This window comes from Streptomyces sp. AP-93 (assembly GCF_022808175.1).
Lineage (GTDB): Bacteria > Actinomycetota > Actinomycetes > Streptomycetales > Streptomycetaceae > Streptomyces.
The window spans coordinates 215134-233051 of the sequence record NZ_JALGBX010000012.1 but is presented as its reverse complement, the minus strand read 5'-3'; the positions used below and the strand labels follow the sequence as shown (position 1 = coordinate 233051).

The following is a 17918-nucleotide window of genomic DNA, read 5'->3' as shown; positions in this document are numbered from 1 at the left end:
GGGTCCGCGGGAATCATGGTGCTCTCCACCTCGCTCGGTCGGTCGGACGGCGTGCCGTGCGCGGCCGCGTCCGGAGGGGTTCGTGTCAGCAGAAGTCGGCGGCGTGGTCGGCGGCCCAGGCGGCGAAGGCAGCCGGGGCCCGTCCGGTGACGGCCTCGACGTCGCCCTCGCCGTGTGCCGACGCACCGGTGGAGCGCCGGGCGGCCGCTTCGAGAAGGGCCTGCGCGATCGGCTCCGGGAGGCGCTCGCGCCATCGGGCGAGCGCCTGATCGGTGGTGAGCTCCTCGAAGCCGATCGGGCGGCGCAGCACCCGGGACAGCTCCTGGACCTGCTCGCGGGCGCTGATGGGCGCGGGGCCGGTCATGGCGTACGTGCGCCCTTCGTGGCCGGTCTCGGTCAGCGCCCTGACGGCCACGGCGGCGATGTCCCGGGGGTCCACGCAGGCGGTCCGGGCGGACCCGCCGAGTGCCCGGACCACACCTTCGCCGCGGATCGACGGGGCCCAGGCCAGGGCGTTCGACATCGGGGTGCGCATGCGCAGTACGGTCCAGCCGAGCCCCGAGCTCCGCAGGAGTTCTTCGCTGTCGCGGTTCCAGCGGGCGATCAGATCGTCCGCGGCCGGGTCGGCGACAGCGAGCCAGGACAGCTTGACCGCGTGCCGTACGCCGCCGGCCCGCGCGGCGGCCAGGATGTTCTCGTCGTCGGCGGGGCGCAACGGGTTCGCGGTCACCACGAAGACCGCGTCGGCTCCTCGCAGAGCCCGCTCCAGACTCGGCCGGTCCTGGCAGTCACCCGCAGCGAGCTCTCCCGGCAGCCCCATCCGGCGGGCCTTGTCCACGTCCCGGACCAGCAGGCGTACGCCGGTACCGGCGGGGAGGAGGCGGGCGACGTGCCGCCCCACGGCGCCGGTCGCGCCGATCACCACGATGTCCGGCGCTGCCGGCGTTCCCCGCATCAGGAGGCCGTCCTCGCCCGCGTGGGCCCGAACTCGATGAGCGCCGCACCGCTCGGAGTGGCGATCGCGGGGAGCAGGCACCGCCACATCTCCTCCACCCGCTCCGGCAGGTCGAGCCGTCCGCTCTCCATCTGGGCGTGCATCTGGGCGCCGGTACAGGCGTTGACCACCAGCCGGGACAGTGCCTGCACGTCGACCCCGGCGCGCAGCTCGCGCCGCTGCAGGGCGTCGGAGAAGACCTGGGCCAGCAGTTGGGTCCACTGGGTGTGCGAGTTCTCCTCGGGGGTGATGAACAGTTCCTGGTCCATCACCAGGCGCGCGCCCGCGAGCAGCAGCGGGTCGTCCAGCATCTGGTACGCCCAGGTGAGCGTGATGTCGACTGCGTGCTGCAGCCCCACCGCATCGTGCGGCGGGGCCACCAGGCCCGGTTGGGAGCGGACGATCTCGCGCGCGAGCGCTTCCTTGTTCTTGAAGTGGAAGTACATCGCGCCGAGCGTCAGTCCGGCCCGTTCGGCGATCTTCGAGACGCTGGCTCCGGCGAACCCGGATTCGGCGAACACCTCGGCCGCGGCCCGTACCAGGGTCGCGCGCGTACGCAACGCGCGCTCCTGCTTCACGTTGCGCCTACCGGTCAGTTCGGTCACTTGATTCTCCTCTGGGCTCGACAAAAAAAAGAATACTCTCTATTTTACTGGCGGGGTGGATCGGGTCTCCGGACCCGCGCCCCGGCACGGACAACACCGCTGTCCCACGGGGGGAAACCAATGAATTCTGCTGCTCACCGAAGTCTGCAATCGCACCACACCATGCCGCAGGGCGCCGAGCTCAGGCGCCTCGTACGCAAGGTCGACGCTTCCGAAGTCCTGGTCACCGGCTGGCGCGAACTCGATGACGCCGAGCACGTCGTCACCGTGCGCTGGCCCGCCGACCACTCCTTCTACCGCCCCGAGCCCGGGGCCTACAGCCCGCTGCTGTTCACCGAAAGCCTCCGCCAGGGCCTGGCCCTGCTGTCACACACCGCGTTCGGGGTACCGCTCGACCACCGGCTGGGCTGGGAGTACTTCAGGTCGCCCGTGGCGTCGGCGGCGCTGCGTGCCACCGGAGAGCCGGCCTCGGTCGACATACGCATCACGCACACCCAGGTCACCCGGCGCCGGATGGGGACGACCCATCTGACCGCGCACGTGGAGGCGTCGCGCGACGGCAGGCACGTCGGCACCGCCGAGGTCCGCTACGTGACCCACCCGGGGGTCATCTACGACCGGCTGCGCGGCGCATACGCCGATGCCGGGAGGGCCTTTGCCCGGACGCTGCCGCCTCCCCCGCCCGTCTCGCCGGGGCTGGTCGGCCGCACCGATGAGCGCGATGTCACGCTGGCCGCCACCGACCGGCCGGGGCTGTGGCAGCTGCGGGTCGACACGTCCAACACGGTGCTGTTCGATCACCCGCACGACCACATTCCGGGCATGGTGCTGCTGGAGGCCTTCGGCCAGGCCACCCAGGCGGTGGTCGCACCGCGACGCGTCTGCCCCGTCAACTTCGAAACGACCTTCCACCGGTACATCGAGCTCGACCAGCCGTGCTGGATCACGGCCGAGCCCGTCACCCGGAACGACGTGCGGCTCAGCGCGGTCCAGAACGGGGACGTGGTCGCTTCCGCCATCGTCACCTCCGCGCCGCACATGGGGCACTGACCCCCGCGGTTGGTGACCGTCGGCGGTCTGTGCGCCGGCGGTCACCACTGCGCAGGTCAGGTCGTGGGCGACATCAGGCGTTCGGCCCAGTGCCGGAACGGGCTTCTGCTCGCTGCGGTGTTCCTGTGCGTCCTGCCGTTGGGCCGCTCCGCAGCGCGGGCCGAGGAGGCCGGGCCCGGGCACTGTGCGGGCGGGGTGGTTTCCAGCCTGTCCGGTTCCGCGGACGGAGTGGCGCAGAGGCAGCTCGTTGCGCCTCAGCCGGACGCCGGCCCGCCGAGCGGCGGCAACCAGGTCACGTTGAACGGCGCCGGCCTCAGTACCTATACGTGACGCCGATAGGTCTCCGGCCGCTGCTGGCGCGTCGCAGGACACGGAGGCCGAGCTGGTCCGGCTGCGGGCGGAGAATCCCCGGCTGGCCAGGGCGGAGAAAGAATGGCAGTCGGAGCGGGAGATCCTGCGCCGGGCAGCGGCGTATTTCGCCCGGGAGATCAAGTGAAGACCGCCGCTTGGGGCTTCGTCTCCGCCCACGCCGAGAGGTTTGGCATCAAGCGGATATGCCGGGTGCTGGAAGTCTCCCGCTCCGGCTACTACCGGTGGACCGCCGGCGCGGAAACTCGAGCCGCACGGCAGGCTGATGAGGACGTCCTGGTCGCCGAGATCCGCGAGATCCACGCCGAACACCGCGGGAATTACGGCGCGCTGCGCGTCCATGCCGAACTGCGCGGCTTCGGCCACACGGTGAACCGCAAGCGGGTCGCCAGGCTGATGCGCAAGAACGGCATCGTCGGCCGTCACTTGCGGAAGAAGAAGCGCACCACCATCGCGGACCGTCTCGCCCCGCCGGTGGCGGACCTGGTCCAGCGGGACTTCGCCGCTGACGCCCTGGACGAGAAGTGGTGCGGCGACATCACATACGTGCAGGTCGGAGCCGCCTGGCTCTACCTCGTCTGCGTCCTGGACATCCGATCGCGCCGGGTGCTCGGCTACTCGATGGCCCCACACATGCGAGCAGACCTCGTCATCGACGCGCTCCAGGCCGCGGTCGCGACCCGAGGCGGTGACGTCACCGGGGTGATCTTCCAGTGGCTCACCTACTACAACGCCCGACGCCGGCACAGCGCGCTGGGCTACCTCTCCCCGATGGAGTTCGAACAACAGCACCACAAGACAGAGAGACTCCAACCCGCAGCATGAGCCCCTGTGTCCACACTCCGGGGGTCACCTCGCTTCCAGCTGACTGCATGGAACGGGACAAGCTGACTGCCGATGGACCGTCGAGAAGGGCCCTGCCGGTGAGGCAGGGCCCTTGGTGGTCGGTCAGAGGACCGGCAGGTCAGGTGGTGGGGAGGGCGGCCAGGAAGGCGGCGGGGACGCGCACGATGTCGGCGTCGCGGTAGCCGCCCGCGTTCCACTCCGCGCCGGTGAGGCCGTGCTTGCGGCCACCGGTCATCAGCCAGACGGTGGCGTCACCCGGGGCGAGCAGCAGGGTGCCCTCCGCGGGGGTGGTGCCGATGGCGGAGTAGGCGTGGGACGGGATGGTGCGGGTCTGGCTCAGGTCGTAGCCGAGGGCGTTGACGTCGTTCAGCGTCAGCGCGGCTCCGGCGCCTCCGGCGGCCACCTTGACGGTGGCGTTGCCGGGCTCCTTGAACAGGGTCTTGTTGGCCAGGGTGGTCGGCAAGGAGGTGAAGTAGGAGGGCGGTACCTCCACCGTGCGGCCGAGGTCGAGGCCCATCGCGTTGACATCGTCCATGGTCAGGGCGAAGCCCGCCGCGCCGACGAGGAGCTTCACCGTGGCGTCGCCCGGGGCCTTCACCAGGCTCTGGTCCGGCAGCGGGCGGCCGGTGGTGTTCGCGATGTACGAGGTGGGGACGCCCATCAGGGGGCGGGTGTCGTAGCCGTACGCGGTGAACTCCGCGCCGTTCAGGGGCAGGGACACACCGCTCGTGCTGGCGTAGACGGTGCGGTCGGTGCCGGACTGGTCGATGAGCACGGAGCCGTTCGGCAGGACGCTGGGCAGCGCGTTGAAGGCGGCGTCGGTCACCGGGACGATGGTGGACAGGTCGTACCCGTCGCGGGTCACGTCGTCCCCGGTGATGCTCAGGCCGGCCCCCGAGACGACCACCTTGACGGTCGCACTGCCCGGACCCTTGATCAGGGTGCCCGCCGGGAGAGAAGCCGGATTGGTGTTCGCGGGCGGGGCGGTCCAGACCGCGCCGACGAAGGCACGTATCGCGCCGGCGTTCACAGGGTTGCCGTTCGTCCGCCAGTTGAAGGTGGTCTTCTTCACGCTGTTGCTCTCGTTGCCGCCGATCGTGGTGATCGTGTCACCGCTGACCGCGACGACGACGTTGACGTGGTTGGCCCAGCCCGAGGACCAGTTGGCGGCGGTGGCGTAGACGACGGCGTCACCGACCTGCGGGGTGCTGTGGATCGTGCCGCGTTGCCTGCCGTAGGTGACGAAGGAGTACGCCGCCCCGCCCAGGCCGCTCGTCTGCGCCCCGCCCTGTCCCCACACCCAGCGGGCGAAGTCCGCGCACCAGGCGCCGGGGTGGGGGCAGCCGTAGAAGGAGGAGCAGCCCTTGCCGATCTGGGCGTTCGCCGTCGTGGCGACCTGCCCGCCGTCGGCGGCGGCCGAGGCCGCGCCGGTCAGGCCGAGGAGCGGGGCGGTGAGGACCAGGGCGAGGGCGGCGAGCGGACGGCGCCGCGAACGGGAACGGGAGGGGGAGGGGGAGGGGGAGGGGGAAACGGGCATGACGGGACTCCAAGGCTCGTGATGGGGGGTGTGGGTGTGGAGGGGGCGTGGCGAGGCCGCCGGTCAGGACCAGGTGCCGCCGTTGCCGTAGATGAAGGAGGTGTCGGCGGCGCCCGCGTAGCTGTTGCTCAGCGAGAAGGTGGCGTTGCCCGGCCGGTAGATGCCGTAGCTGCTGCGGCCCGCTCCGCTCCAGTCACCGATGACGGGCAGATCGCCCGGGTTGCCGTACTGCGCGTGCGTCACGGAGCCGTCGGCGTGCAGCGCTGCGATGGTGTTCGCGCCGCCGGAGGAGCTGCGCCGGAAGATGCCCGGGAGATCGCGGGCGCCCCCGTCCCAGTGGCCGATGACCGGCTGGTCTCCGCGGTCGCCCAACAGGACGGTGTTCAAGGAGCCGTTGGCATGGCGCATGATGAACTCGTTCGCGCCGCCCGTATTGCGGAACACGCCCACCTGGGCGCGGCCGGTGCCCTCCCAGTCCCCGATGATCGGCTGGTCGCCCGCGTCTCCGAGTGCGATCACCGAGGTCGAGCCGTCGTCGTGGCGCAGGATGAACTGGTTCGCACCGCCGGAGTTGCGGAACACACCTACCTGGGTGTGCCCCGTGCCATCCCAGTCGCCGGTGATCGGCTGGTCACCCGGATCTCCGAGTGCGATCACCGAGATCGAGCCGTCGTCGTGGCGCAGGATGAACTGGTTCGCACCGCCGGAGTTGCGGAACACACCCACCTGGGTGTGACCGCGGCCGTCCCAGTCCCCCGAGATCGGTATGTCACCCCGGTACGTCGACTGCGTGGGTGCGGGGGTGGGCGGGGCACCGAGCCCCTTGGGTCCGACGAAGGCGAGGGCGCGGCCGGCGCCGACGGGGCTGGAGTTGGTCCGCCAGTTGAACCAGCTTCGGGCCTGCACGGAGTTGCTCTCGTTCCCGCCGACCGTCTTGATCTGGGTGCCGTCCGCGGAGACCTCGACGACCAGGTTGACGTGATCGGCCTCGCCGTCGGCGAGGGAGCCGTCCGCGTCGTAGACGACGGCGTCACCGACCTGGGGGGTCGAGTGGAGCGTGCCGTTGCTCTTGCCGAACTGGTAGAAGCTGACCGCCCTGCTGTCTATGCCGGTCATTGGCGTGGCGCCGGCCTGGCTCCAGACCCAGCGGGCGAAGTCGGCGCACCACTGGCCGGGGTGCGGGCAGCCGTAGAAGGAGGAGCAGCCCTTGCCGGTCTGGGCCTTGGCTATGGAGGCGACGGCGGTGGAGTCTGCGTGCGCCGTGCCGGCGGTGGCCAGCCCGAGCAGCGGCGTGAGCGTCAGGGCGGCGAGAGCGGTGACGGCGGCGCGGCGGCGGGTGGTGGAGGGCGAAGAAGGCATGGCTGTGCTCCTTGACGGGGCTCCTCGCGGGAGGGGCGTGCGCGGCTCGGCGGGAGGCGGGCGGCGGGCCTGCGGCCGAGGGGGCTGGGACGTGCGTGGTGCCGACGGCCTGCGGGGGCTGCGCACGGCCCCGGCTCGGTCAGGCAGGTCAGGCAGGTCAGGCGGCGGTGGTGGCCGTCGGGGCGGTGTCCCAGCCGATCCCCGAGTCACCTGTGGTGGCTGCCGGAGCGACGTCCCAGCCGATGCCGGTGTCACCCGCCGGGGCCGTCGGGGCCGTGTCCCAGCCGATGCTGGTGGTGCCGTCCGCCGCTGCCGCCGTGGTGGTGGCGAGGCCTGTCATCAGCAGGGAGAGCACGGCGGTGGCGAGCAGGGACTTGGTCCGGGACATGGCGGTTCCCCCAGCGAGAGTCAGTGGTTTCGTGGACCGGACCGCCGCGTTTCCGCCGCCCTCCCGGTGAACCAAATCCTGCTCACTCGCCCCGCTCCGGAGAAGGGATTGCGTGTGTCACCAAGCGTCCTGACCTATTGGTGACGTCCGGGCGGTGGCGTCAGAGCCAGCCTCGCTGGGCCGCCTTCAGTCCCGCCTCGAAGCGGCTGCTGGCCTCCAGCCGCTCCATGAGGGCGGCCATCTGCCGCCGTACCGTCCGCATCGAAACGCCCAGGCGCCGGCCCGCCATGTCGTCCGTCATGCCCGAGGCCAGCAGTTTCAGGAGCTCCCGCTCCGCCGGGGTGAGTCCGGTCGCGGACTCCTGCGGCCGGTCCGCGCCGAGCGGTACGGCGGCGCTCCAGGTCTGGTCGAACAGCGCCGCCAGTGAGGCCACGATGCCCGGCTCGCGCGTACACAGCGCGCCCAGGCGGGTGTTGGCCGGGTCGATGGGGACGACGGCGGTCTCACGGTCGAAGAGGAGGAGCCGCGGGGGCAGTACCGGGCAGGTGCGGACCATCCCGCCCTCCCGGGTCATCCACTGGGCGTACGCGTGGGTGGCCGGGTCGTTCCGGGCGCTGTCCTGGTACAGCGTCAGCATGGAGATGCCGCGCCGCAGCGCCTGTTCGTCCAGCGGGCGCGAAGCGTCCAGGCTCGCCTGCGACTGCGCCCCGCCGGGCATCACCGAGAGACACTCCCGGCCGACCTCCTCGGCGAGCACCTCCAGCTTCGCCTGGATCGCGTCCAGCCCCACCAGCCGCTCGGTCCCGTCTCCGTCGGCCGTCCCCGGGCGCAGGTCGGCGTACTCGGCGACCGCGCGGGCCGCCGCGGCCTTGTTCAACTCCAGTTCCCGCTGTCTACGCAGCAGCTCTGTTTCCTGGCGGCGCAGCAGCAGTTCCAGCCCGCGCTCCGGGCTCACGGCCCGCAGGGCGCCCGGTTCGTCGCGGGAGGGGCGGACGAGGGCCAGGTCCGCGAGCTGGTCTAGGCAGGCCCGTACGGTCGCCTCGGGCAGCGCGAGGCGCAGCCCGATCTCGGCCACACCTCCTGTGGGATCGGTGAGGAGTTCCCGGTAGACGTTCTCGGTGTGCGGCTCCAGCCCCAGCATCTCCAGCACGTGCCCAACCCCCCAGATGGACGCTTGCGCAGCAGCTCCCGCGTGCTCGCTGCGCGCGATGGTCTCAGCAGGTCGCGGCCGCGACAAGGAACGTCGTCACCGGCGGCCGGTAATCATCCGGAAGTGGCCGGGTTGGTACGAGCCTTCCGGAAGGTGCCAGGCCGCTTGGTGCCAGGGGTGCGCACTTCCGAGCACCCCCGGGGCCGCGCACGCTGGAACCACCGTGTCCGGCCGGTCGGCTCCTCGGAAGGGAACCCTCATGCGCATGGTCCAGGCATCCTTGCTCCGCATGAACGGCGGCCCCGGTACGGCGAACGAGGCACACATCCTCGACGAACTGCTGTGGGCCCACGCCTCGGCGGACCACCACCTGGAACACCTGCGCGCGCGGCCGGCCCCGTACGGCCTGGGGCTCGTGGTCTTCGTGCGCGCCGACACGGAAGCCCGCGCTCTGGACCGGGCGCACGCACTCCTCGAGGCCGTCCGCCGGCCGCTGCACGCCCTCGGCTACACCGTGGGCACGGCGCCCTCCCCGAACGCCCACGGCTAGGACCTGGCCGGTCGATCACGTGATGACCGCGCGTCGCCGAGGGCGCGCATCCGCCGAGCCCGGAAGGGGGCCGCCTCGGCAGAGTGTCTGCCGGAGCGGCCCCCTTCGGGGTGGTGCGGGTGGTGGGTGACCGGCCGGGGATCCGTGGCCGGTCGGCGGATGATCAGGCGTTGGTCCAGACCGGTGCGGTCTGGCGGGCGATGCCGTAGACGAAGTTGGAGAGGGTGCCGTTCGCGTTCAGCACGATGATGGTGTTGTTGTCCTGGAGGATCACGGACTTGCCCTTGGCGAAGTAGGTCCAGTTGCTCCAGCTGCCGTGCGAGGTCATCTGGACGCCGTACAGACCGTCCTTCTTCACCAGGCGGACCTTCGTGCCGCCCGCGACCTTGTAGACGCCGAGCTTCGGGGAGACGGTGGTGGCACCGGTCCAGCTGTGGATCTCGCCGTCGGCGGTGAGGCGGACGTAGCGCTGGCCGACCTTGCGGACGTCCTGGTAGGCGGTGGCCGCCGGGTGCAGGAAGCCCACGCGCTTGCCGTTCTCGACGATGTGCGAGCTGAAGAGCTGCGGCCCGGCCTTGTAGGTCTTGACGGTCAGGCTGCCGTACTTCGTCGTGGAGTAGAGGCTGCCGGCGGTGTTGCAGTCCTTGGGCAGCTTCGGGAACGCGGTGGCGGTCCACGGCATGTCGCCGCCCTGGGTGCGCTGCTTGAAGACGGGCGCGGTGGACAGCACGCCGTCGATCCGCAGGCCGCTGGCCAGGTCCACCGGCTTGGACTGGTCGACCGTGCCCAGCACCTTGCCGCTCTCGTCGCGCAGCTGCGCCTTGGCGCCGGTGTGGGCGCTGTTGGTCAGCTTGACCGTCAGGCCGGCGAACAGGGACGGGATGACCTTGCTCTGGACGCAGTTCTCGGCGACCACCAGGGTGCGCGCGGGGGAAGCCTGCTGGGCCGGGGAAGAGGCCGCGAAGGCCGTGGCGGGGGCGGCGATCACCGCGCCGATGAGGGCGAGAGCGGTGGTGGTGGCGCGGAGGGCGGTACGCATGACGACTCCTTGGAGCTTTGGTGTGACTGAAGGAGAGCCGTATGCCGTGGTCTCTTCCGGTGGAGGCCGTTGAGTTCGGGCTGCTGGCTGCAGACAGAAAATTAGTGATCTTGTGTGGGTGGAATGGTCCGGTCCGCGTCACAGGCGTGTGACAGACCATCGGGGAGCACCGGCCGTACACACTCCCGCGCCGCCGTGTGGCACGGCACATGCGTGGCGGCGGGGCTACCGTCGAGGTCATGACTGCTGACTCCCTTGACTCCCTGCGCTCCGTCACCGTCGAGCGAACCGGTCCGGGCCTGTTCACCGCGACCAACTCCCGCGGTGACACGATCACCTTCGGCACCGGGTCCGTCGGGGGCTTCACCCCCGTCGAGCTCTTCCTCGCCGCGATCGGCGGCTGCTCCGCGGCCGACGTGGACGTCGCCACCAGCCGGCACGCCGAACCCGGCGAGTTCTCCGTCGCCGTCCACGGGCACAAGGCCGAAGATGCGGGCGGCAACCACATGACCGGCCTCGAGGCCGCCTTCACCGTCCGCTTCCCCCCGGGCGGGGCCGGCGACCGGGCCCGCGCGATCCTGCCGCGCGCCGTAAAGACCTCCCACGACAAGCTCTGCACCGTCAGCCGGACGGTGGAGGCCGGAACCCCGGTCACCGTCAAGGTCGCCGACGTGGACTGACCGTACAACCATGCCGCGGGCGCGTGAGTCTTGCTGCCGGCCGATGTGTGCGGGGCAGGAGCGCCCTTACGGAGGAACTTCATGCGTGTGCGTTGTGCAGTGGCGGCGGCTTTGTGCGCCGCCGTGTCCGCCGGACCGGCCTTCGCGCAGCCCATGGCTGCCTCCGGGGCCGTGCTGCCGGGTGATTTCAACAGCGACGGCTACCCCGACGCGGTGATCGGCGCCGCAGACGGGACCGTGAACGGGGTCGCGGGGGCGGGGTACATGACCACGCTGAACGGGTCGTCCCGTGGTCTGACCACGAGCGGGGGCAAGCTGCTCAGCCGGGCCAACCTTCCCGGGGATCCGCTGCCGGCCGAGAGGTTCGGCTCGGGGCTGGGCAGCTCCGGGGACCTGAACGACGACGGGTACGCGGATCAGGTCGTCATCGCGCAGGGGTCTCCACACATGATGATCGTGTGGGGCGGCAAGAGCGGGCTGTCCGGCGGCACCCGGGTGCGCGGCATCCATCCCCTGATGGTGCGCGTGGCGAAGTCCGACGTGGGCGACATCAACGGCGACGGTCACGCCGACATCGTCGTGGAGGGCGGCTTCGCCGACAGGGCCGGACAAGGCGCGGGCTTGGCTCTGTTGTACGGCCCGTTCAACCGCACCAACGGCTACCCGGCTTCCTCGGCCTTCCACCCCACCCAGAAGAAGGACGGCATCCTGCCCGGGCAGGTCACCATGGGGGACGTCAACCATGACGGCAAGGCCGACGTGGTGGTGCAGGGCATGACGGTCACCGCGGACGGCGCTGCCTCGAAGCAGACGGTCGCCCTCTTCTTGGGGAGCAAGGACGGTCTGGCCTACGCCGGCCAGCCCTTCGGTGAGGTCTACGTCGGCGACATCGCCATCGGAGACCTGAACCGCGACGGCTACGGCGACTTCGTCGGCGGCATGTCCGGTACCGACGGTGTGCCCGGCGGGCTCGGCGGGACCGTCGCCGTCGCCTTCGGCGGCCCGCAGGGGATGAGCACCACGCTGAAGCCCCGGCAGATCACCCAGGACACCCCCGGGGTACCGGGCACGGGCGAGGAATCCGACGCGTTCGGCCGCTCCGTCGCCGTGGGTGACACCGATGGGGACGGGTACGCCGACCTTGCGATCGGGGTCTCGGGAGAGACCGGAACCGACACCACCGCCACCAAGCGCGCGGGCGCGGTGACGATTCTCCGGGGCAGCGCCAGTGGCGTCACGACCGTGGGCGCCCGCAACTTCACGCAGGACTCCGCGGGCGTGCCCGACACTTCGCAGCCCTGGGACCACTTCGGCGCCGTGGTCTCGCTGATCGACGGCAACAGCGATGGCAAGGCGGATCTGGTCGTCGGGGCGTGGCACGACAACAACTACGCCGGGCGGGCCTGGGTTCTGCCGGCGGCGCCCGGCGGCATCACCGGCACCGGCTCCATCAGCTTCACCGGCACGACCTTCGGCGCCCCCGGGGGCCGCGCGTTCTACGGCGCTGCCGTGTCCGACTGACGTCGTGTCATTGCTCGCCGGTCCGGTGGGCCCGTACCTTCGTGCGCCCTGGGCTGTGGTGGCGGTGCTGGTCAGAGGCTGCGGGCGGTGATGTCGCCGTAGGAGGCGGTCGCGTGGATGTCGAGGACGGTGGCGATCGGGGCGGTGGTGGCCGCCGTCCTCAGGCCGGGAGGCCCGCGCGCATGCGGCGGTCTCGGGGGGCCTGGGTGCGTTCCAGGCGGGCGTCCAGGAGGCGGGCCGCCGCGTCGCAGCGGCCGTCCGCCGTCAGCGCGTACAGCAGGGTCTCCTCGACGACCTCGCGCTGCGCCGCGCTTCCGCCGACCCGGCGCAGGACGGGCAGGAGCGCGTCGAGGCCGCGGGCGGCGTCCCGGAAGCGTTCCTCGACGAGCGCGGCGAACGCGTCGCACAGGGGGGCGATGACCTCGCGCTGGACCTCGTCGGCGGCCGCCGCGTGGTCGCGCAGGCGGCGCAGGGCGGCCAGGTCGCCGACGGCGGTGAGGGTGATGGCGCAGTGCAGGGCGGTGAAGGCGGTCGCGGGGCGTTCCAGGATCTCCGCCTCCACCGCGTCCAGGACGTCCGCGACGGGCAGGTCGCCGCGCCAGCTGTCGCTGAGCCGGGCGCGCCACAGCAGCGACCCCGAGTCCACCAGGGCCCGTACGCCGGTCACCCGGGCCGGGGCGAGCTGGGTGAACCAGCGCTTGCGTACGGCGGCCGGGTCGTCGAGGGCCAGTTCGTGCAGGGCGATGTGCCAGGAGAAGTGGGCCCGGTGCACGGCGCCGCGGCCCCGCCCGGCGATCCACCGTTCCAGCCAGTCGCGGCCCTCGCCGTGCGCGCCGGTCTCGTAGTGGACGTGGGCGAGCGCGTGCACGGCGTGCCCGGAGGCGGGCTCCGCGGCCAGGGCGCGGTGGGCGAGTTCGCCGGCCTCGTGCAGGCGGCCCTGCTCCTGGCGAAGGAACGCCAGCAGGGAGGTGTGGAACCAGTGGCCGTCGTAGGCGGAGGAGGTGCGCTCGACCAGGCGCAGCGCGTAGTCGTCGTCGAGGTCGTCGACGCCGGAGAAGGCGATGGTGGGCACGGCGACGGCGAGGGCGAGCACGTCGGCCGGGTACTGCTCCAGGTGCCGTACGAGGGCTGCGTCGCCTCCGTCTCCGTGGACGCGGCGGGTGACGACCTCCACGAAGGAGCGCTCGCGTTCACACGCCCGCTCCCGGGCGCAGCGTTGCGCCTCCGCCAGGGCCCGGGGTACGTCGACGGCGGCTCCGCACTCGTGTCCCAGCAGGGCGAGGGCCGCGTGCCCGACGGCGAAGCCGGGGTCGAGGGCGACCGCGCGGCTGAGGGAGTCCTCGGCGCCCGCGCGGACCTTCAGGATCCGGTCGAGTCCGGTGCGGTAGGCGGCGGCCGCCTCGGCGTGGGTGGACAGGGCGACGCCGTGTCCGTCGAGCGGGCGGCGCGTGTTGCGGCGTCGGGGGACGAGCGGTGCGAGCAGTTGCTGGGCGAGGGCCGCCGCCTGTACGCGGATCTCGGGGATGGCGGTGGTCTCCCATAGCTCGCCGCGGCGCGGGGCGCCGAGGGTGTACAGGGGCAGGCCGGTGGCTCCCTGCTCGTCGAGCAGGCGCCCGTCGAGGGTGGCTACGCCCATGCCGAGCGGGCCGGACACCGCGGCGCCGGCTTCGAACAGGGAGCGCCACACGGGGTCGTCCGGGCGCGGACCCGGCCCTGTGCAGTCGATGACCCAGCCCACGTGCAGGTCGCGCCCGCCGGAGAGCCCGATGTCCAGGGATCCGTCGGAGCGGACGTCGGCGTGGGTGACGGTGCCGGCGTGGACGGCCAGGCGGCGCGAGGTGCGGGCGCGCAGGACGGACTCTCCGGTGGCGGGCGCCATGCGGTGGCGGTGGGTGTTCCACAACGCGCCGTCGCGGGCGAGGAATTCGGCGCGGTCCTCGGGGGTGAGGCGGCTCCACAGGTGCGCGGTGTGCGGGCGCAGGCTGTCGAGCGCGGGACGCCAGTCGCCGTGCAGGCGCACGGCGCGGGCGATGTGGCGGTAGACGGTGCGGCGCAGCTGCTGGAAGGACGTGTCGTAGAGGCCTTCGGGGGCGGGCATGGGGCCGGCCGGGGTCAGGGCGTGCGGCTGGGGCAGCAGGCCGTTGCGGGACACGGCGTGCACCGTGCGGCCGGGGCGTTCGAGGGTGAGGGTGAGGTCGACGGAGGTCAGGCCGGTGCCGACGAGGAGGACGTCGCTGTCGTCGGCGAGGGGACCGTCCAGCGCGCCGGCGTCCCAGGGCGCCGCGATGAAGCGGGCGGCGGCGCGCAGCTGCGCGGGAGCCCAGGCCGCGGTCGGCGCTACGGGGCCGGTGGCCAGGACCGCGACGTCGGCGGCGAGGCGCGTACCGTCGGCGAGCCGGAGGGTCACCCCGCCGGCGGGGGCGCCGGCGACGTGCTCGGCGCGTGTGGTCAGCCGGCGTACGGACACGATCCCGTGCGCGCGGACGACGGCCTGGGCCAGCGTGTCGGCGAGGTAGGCGCCGAAGCGGTGACGGGTCGCGAAGTCGGTGGCGGTGGCGGTGGGTTCGCCGTGGCGGCAGAGCCACCGGGTGAAGTGGCCGGGGTCGTCGGGGTAGCAGCTCATGCCGCCCGCGGGCACGTTGAGGCGGTGCCCGGGGTCCCGGGTGGTGTATGCGGTGCCGCGGCCCGCTTCGGGGGCCGGGTCGACCAGGACCAGGTCGAGGGGGGTCCGGCGGCGCGTGGCCGTCTCACAGAGGTGGACGGCGGTCAGCGTGCCGGCCGCACCCGCACCGACGACGGCCACCGTGTACCGCTTACGGACTGGACTCACGTAGGCCTCCGGCAGTGATCGGCGGCGGGGCCGGTGGAACGGGGCTCCGCCTTCGGGTCGCGCGCACTTTCCCGACCGGGGAGTAGGAAAAGGTGTCGTTAGAGGAATCCCACCCGGCGCTCGAGGACCGCTCGAAGACCGGTCGTCGCAGGCCTGATCCGGAACCGGGGCCCTCTCGCCCGCCGCGCGCCGGGCCGCCGCTCCCGTACTGGTGGCGCGGCGCCTCCGCCGGCTCCCGGCCGGGCGAGCACCGCAGACCGGTGGGGCGGGAGGGGCGGCCCAATGGCCGAAACGCACCGGGGCGTCGCGCGGGTCGGCGGGACGTCTGCTACGCCGGGCCGGTCGGCCGGATGCGTCGGCTCGCTGCGGCCCGCGCTGCGGCCCGCGGTGTGGACGCGGCGGCCGAGGGCCCCGTCGGCGAGGGGATGTGCGGCGGGACATGGCCGCACTCCGCGCCGGTGATGATCGGCGCGGTGAGGGACCCCACCCAGGGGGTCGAGGACGGGCTCGTGTCCACGCGGACGGCCTCGTGTCCAGGCGGACGGCCTCGTGTCCAGGCGGACGGTCAGGCCGTCCGGGGAAGGGGCGCACAAACGCAGCGGCCGTCCCTCAGCGCTTCGTTGCTTGACCCTCGAAGCGTGAGGAACGGCCGCCTGCTCACCGCAGATCAGTACGTCTGGTGACCTGCGAGGTCGTCACGAACTCAGACGGTGGACGGCACGTCGGCCCGGCTCTTCTCGGGCTCGCGCGGCGCCATCTCCTCTTCCGTCAGGCCCGGCCGCCAGAAGCGCGGCCCCAGGTCCAGGGCCAGCGCCGGAACCAGCAGACTGCGTACCAGGAACGTGTCGAGGAGGATGCCGACCGCCACCAGCAGACCCTGCTGCAGTGCGCTCACCGTGGGGATGGCCGCAAGGACGAGGAACGTGGCGGCCAGCACCACGCCCGCCGACGTGATGACACCGCCGGTCACGGTCACCGCGGTGAGGATTCCCTCGCGGTGCCCGCGCAGCCGCACCTCTTCCCGGGCGCGCGTCACCATGAAGATGGTGTAGTCGACGCCCAGTGCGACGAGGAAGATGAAGCCGAACAGCACCAGGCCTCGGTCGATCTTCGCGTGGTCGAGTGCGTGGAACAGCAGCGAGGCCGTGCCGACGGCTGCCGCGAACGACAGCACCACGGACACGAGCAGCACCACCGATGCGATGACCGCCCGCAGCAGGATGAAGAGCATGATCAGCACCACTGCGAGGATCAGCGGGATCAGCAGCTTCTCCTCGGCGCTCTGCCCCTCGGAGACGTCGAGCGCCACCGCGGTCTGGCCCCCGACGACCGCGTCGGCTGCCGGCCCGGTCGAGCCGTCCAGCGCCGTCCTGATGTCCCGGACGGTGTCCTTGGCGGCCGCGGAGTCCGGAGCGTCCTTGAGCACTGCGGTCAGGTGCGTCCAGCCGCCCTTGGCCACCTGGGTGCCGACGGAGGAGACACCGGGCACCTTGGCGATGGTGGCCGCCGCGGATTCGGCCCCGGCGTCGCGGACGTACACATCCGCGGGAGCGGACGAGCCCGCGGGGAAGTGCTTGGCCAGCAGCTGCTGGCCCGTGACCGAGTCGACCTTGCTGGTGAACTGCTCGGCCTGCGTCTGGCCGGTCTGGACGCCGGCAATGCCCAGCGCCATGACGCCCAGCACCAGCGCCGTGCCGACCCACACCGCGCGCGGGCGCCGGCCCACGGCAGCGGCGATCTTCGCCCACTTGCTGTGCCCCTGCGCCGAGTTCGGGTCGTAGCCCGCGGTGACGCGCGGCTTCACGGGCCAGAACACCCAGCGGCCGAGGATCACCAGCAGCGCCGGCAGCAGCGAGGTCATGGCGAAGAACACCAGGACCACACCGATGGCGACGACCGGTCCCAGACCCTTGGTGCTGTTCATGCTGCCGAACACCAGGCACAGCGTCGCGATCGCCACCGTCGCGGCGGAGGCGGCCAGAGCCGGCAGCGAGCCGTTCACGGCCAGCGCCATCGCCGTGTGGCGGTCTTCGTGCCGGTGCAGCTCTTCCCGGTAGCGGGCGATGATGAGCAGGGCGTAGTCGGTGCCCACGCCTACGGACAGCACCATCAGCACGTAGGCGCTCTGACCGTTGACCACCAGCCCCGCGTGCTTGGCGAGGAGGTAGACCACGCCGCTCGCCACCTGGCTGGCCAGCCCCACGGCGATCAGCGGGATCAGCCACAGCACCGGGCTGCGGTAGGTCACGAGCAGCAGCAGCGCCACCACGCCGAGCGCGGCGCCCAGCAGCGCGCCGTCCATGCCGGAGTAGACCTCGGCGAAGTCGCGGATGCTCCCGGCCTCGCCGGTGACCTTGACGTCGAGACCGGCGGGGGCGCCGTCGGCGGTGAGCTTGCCGGCCTCCTCCACCTTGTCGGTGAGCACCTTGTTGTCGCTGGGCGAGGTGCGCAGCGGAACGCTGACGAACGCCGCGACCTTGTCCTCGGAGACCACGGCGGGGGACACCTCGCCGACGGCCACCTTGTCGGCGAGCCCGGCGCGGTCGCTGTCGATCTTGGACAGGTCGGCCTGGGTGAGGCCGCCCTCGCGTGCGTAGACGATGACCGCGGTGCTGGAGTCCTTGTCGGCGAAGTACCGCTCCGCGAGCTGCACCGCCTTGGTCGACTGCGCGCTCGACGGCAGCCAGGTCTCCGGGTCGTTGTCCTGTACGTCTGCCAGGCCGGCGGCCAGCGAGCCACCGATGCCCATGAGCAGGAGCCACAGCACAAGCACGACCCACTTGGAGCGCCGGCCTGCGACGAAGGCGGCGTAGCGGCTCGCAACGGTGGGGGAAGGAGCGGGCGGTGAATCCGTTTCCGTGGGGGATGGTGCCGGGGTCTGGGTCGTCATGTGACTCTCGCTGAGGGTCAGGAGCCGTGGAGCGGGGGCTCGTACGGGACTGGACTTATATAAAGGTTCTTCACCAGAGGGGTGGAGCCCTGGTGGAGCCCCCCTCGAGT

Annotated in this window: 13 protein-coding genes and 1 pseudogene; 5 read left to right on the top strand and 9 right to left on the bottom strand. The window is 72.0% G+C overall.

The features are described from left to right. Nucleotides 1-85: 85 nt before the first annotated feature. Both MTF69_RS21535 and MTF69_RS21530 read right to left on the bottom strand, forming a co-directional pair. Nucleotides 86-955, bottom strand: a complete 870-nt coding sequence (locus MTF69_RS21535; RefSeq protein ID WP_243336630.1) for an NAD(P)H-binding protein — start codon at nt 953-955, stop codon at nt 86-88. After that, nucleotides 955-1590 (bottom strand): ScbR family autoregulator-binding transcription factor, encoded by a 636-nt coding sequence (locus MTF69_RS21530; RefSeq protein ID WP_243336699.1) that lies wholly within the window; start codon nt 1588-1590, stop codon nt 955-957. The genes MTF69_RS21535 and MTF69_RS21530 overlap by 1 nt, the downstream gene beginning before the upstream one ends. Nucleotides 1591-1761: 171 nt before the next feature. Between MTF69_RS21530 and MTF69_RS21525 the strand changes: the two genes are divergently transcribed. Further along, nucleotides 1762-2649 carry a ScbA/BarX family gamma-butyrolactone biosynthesis protein gene (locus MTF69_RS21525; RefSeq protein ID WP_243336628.1) on the top strand — a complete coding sequence of 296 codons (888 nt, stop codon included), beginning with the start codon at nt 1762-1764 and terminating at the stop codon, nt 2647-2649. 325 nt (nt 2650-2974) lie between these two features. Continuing rightward, nucleotides 2975-3843: pseudogene (locus MTF69_RS21520) on the top strand (IS3 family transposase); the annotation flags it as partial. A 139-nt stretch (nt 3844-3982) separates the two neighbouring features. Here MTF69_RS21520 and MTF69_RS21515 read toward each other — a convergent pair. The 4 genes from MTF69_RS21515 to MTF69_RS21500 all read right to left on the bottom strand — a co-directional run bounded on the left by MTF69_RS21515 (nt 3983) and on the right by MTF69_RS21500 (nt 8298). Continuing rightward, the gene (locus MTF69_RS21515) at nt 3983-5401 is read right to left on the bottom strand and encodes a CHAP domain-containing protein (protein WP_243336626.1); all 1419 of its coding nucleotides are present in this window, start codon (nt 5399-5401) and stop codon (nt 3983-3985) included. Nucleotides 5402-5464: 63 nt separating this feature from the next. Next, nucleotides 5465-6760 (bottom strand): CHAP domain-containing protein, encoded by a 1296-nt coding sequence (locus tag MTF69_RS21510; protein WP_243336624.1) that lies wholly within the window; start codon nt 6758-6760, stop codon nt 5465-5467. A 157-nt stretch (nt 6761-6917) separates the two neighbouring features. Continuing rightward, nucleotides 6918-7148, bottom strand: coding sequence for a hypothetical protein (locus MTF69_RS21505; RefSeq protein WP_243336622.1), 231 nt, complete (start codon nt 7146-7148; stop codon nt 6918-6920). A 160-nt stretch (nt 7149-7308) separates the two neighbouring features. Next, nucleotides 7309-8298 (bottom strand): LuxR family transcriptional regulator, encoded by a 990-nt coding sequence (locus tag MTF69_RS21500; protein WP_243336620.1) that lies wholly within the window; start codon nt 8296-8298, stop codon nt 7309-7311. Nucleotides 8299-8563: 265 nt separating this feature from the next. On the opposite strand from MTF69_RS21500, the gene MTF69_RS21495 reads away from it, so the two are divergent. Next, entirely contained in the window at nt 8564-8848 is a 285-nt protein-coding gene (locus tag MTF69_RS21495) for a hypothetical protein (protein WP_243336617.1), read from the top strand. A gap of 163 nt (nt 8849-9011) precedes the next feature. Here the strand turns inward: MTF69_RS21495 and MTF69_RS21490 are convergent, their stop codons facing one another. After that, nucleotides 9012-9887 carry a hypothetical protein gene (locus MTF69_RS21490; RefSeq protein WP_243336615.1) on the bottom strand — a complete coding sequence of 292 codons (876 nt, stop codon included), beginning with the start codon at nt 9885-9887 and terminating at the stop codon, nt 9012-9014. A 239-nt stretch (nt 9888-10126) separates the two neighbouring features. Here MTF69_RS21490 and MTF69_RS21485 point away from each other — a divergent pair, with 239 nt between their 5' ends. Then, nucleotides 10127-10567, top strand: coding sequence for an OsmC family protein (locus MTF69_RS21485; RefSeq protein WP_243336613.1), 441 nt, complete (start codon nt 10127-10129; stop codon nt 10565-10567). An 81-nt stretch (nt 10568-10648) separates the two neighbouring features. Further along, nucleotides 10649-12088: an FG-GAP and VCBS repeat-containing protein gene (locus MTF69_RS21480; RefSeq protein WP_243336610.1), complete on the top strand. Its 1440-nt coding sequence runs from the start codon at nt 10649-10651 to the stop codon at nt 12086-12088. A 160-nt stretch (nt 12089-12248) separates the two neighbouring features. Here the strand turns inward: MTF69_RS21480 and MTF69_RS21475 are convergent, their stop codons facing one another. Together MTF69_RS21475 and MTF69_RS21470 are read right to left on the bottom strand one after the other, a co-directional pair. Next, nucleotides 12249-14918, bottom strand: coding sequence for an FAD/NAD(P)-binding protein (locus MTF69_RS21475; protein ID WP_243336608.1), 2670 nt, complete (start codon nt 14916-14918; stop codon nt 12249-12251). Nucleotides 14919-15621: 703 nt separating this feature from the next. Next, a complete protein-coding gene (locus MTF69_RS21470) occupies nt 15622-17808 on the bottom strand; it encodes an MMPL family transporter (RefSeq protein ID WP_243336605.1) in 2187 nt (728 codons plus the stop codon). Between the last annotated feature and the right edge of the window lie 110 nt (nt 17809-17918).

Bases quoted from the DNA above. Each gene is read 5' to 3' on its own strand.
- MTF69_RS21480 (WP_243336610.1), top strand. From the start codon at position 10,649: ATGCGTGTGCGTTGTGCAGTGGCGGCGGCTTTGTGCGCCGCCGTGTCC.
- MTF69_RS21505 (WP_243336622.1), bottom strand. From the start codon at position 7,148: ATGTCCCGGACCAAGTCCCTGCTCGCCACCGCCGTGCTCTCCCTGCTG.
- MTF69_RS21515 (WP_243336626.1), bottom strand. From the start codon at position 5,401: ATGCCCGTTTCCCCCTCCCCCTCCCCCTCCCCCTCCCGTTCCCGTTCG.
- MTF69_RS21510 (WP_243336624.1), bottom strand. From the start codon at position 6,760: ATGCCTTCTTCGCCCTCCACCACCCGCCGCCGCGCCGCCGTCACCGCT.
- MTF69_RS21535 (WP_243336630.1), bottom strand. From the start codon at position 955: ATGCGGGGAACGCCGGCAGCGCCGGACATCGTGGTGATCGGCGCGACC.
- MTF69_RS21470 (WP_243336605.1), bottom strand. From the start codon at position 17,808: ATGACGACCCAGACCCCGGCACCATCCCCCACGGAAACGGATTCACCG.
- MTF69_RS21485 (WP_243336613.1), top strand. From the start codon at position 10,127: ATGACTGCTGACTCCCTTGACTCCCTGCGCTCCGTCACCGTCGAGCGA.
- MTF69_RS21525 (WP_243336628.1), top strand. From the start codon at position 1,762: ATGCCGCAGGGCGCCGAGCTCAGGCGCCTCGTACGCAAGGTCGACGCT.
- MTF69_RS21490 (WP_243336615.1), bottom strand. From the start codon at position 9,887: ATGCGTACCGCCCTCCGCGCCACCACCACCGCTCTCGCCCTCATCGGC.
- MTF69_RS21495 (WP_243336617.1), top strand. From the start codon at position 8,564: ATGGTCCAGGCATCCTTGCTCCGCATGAACGGCGGCCCCGGTACGGCG.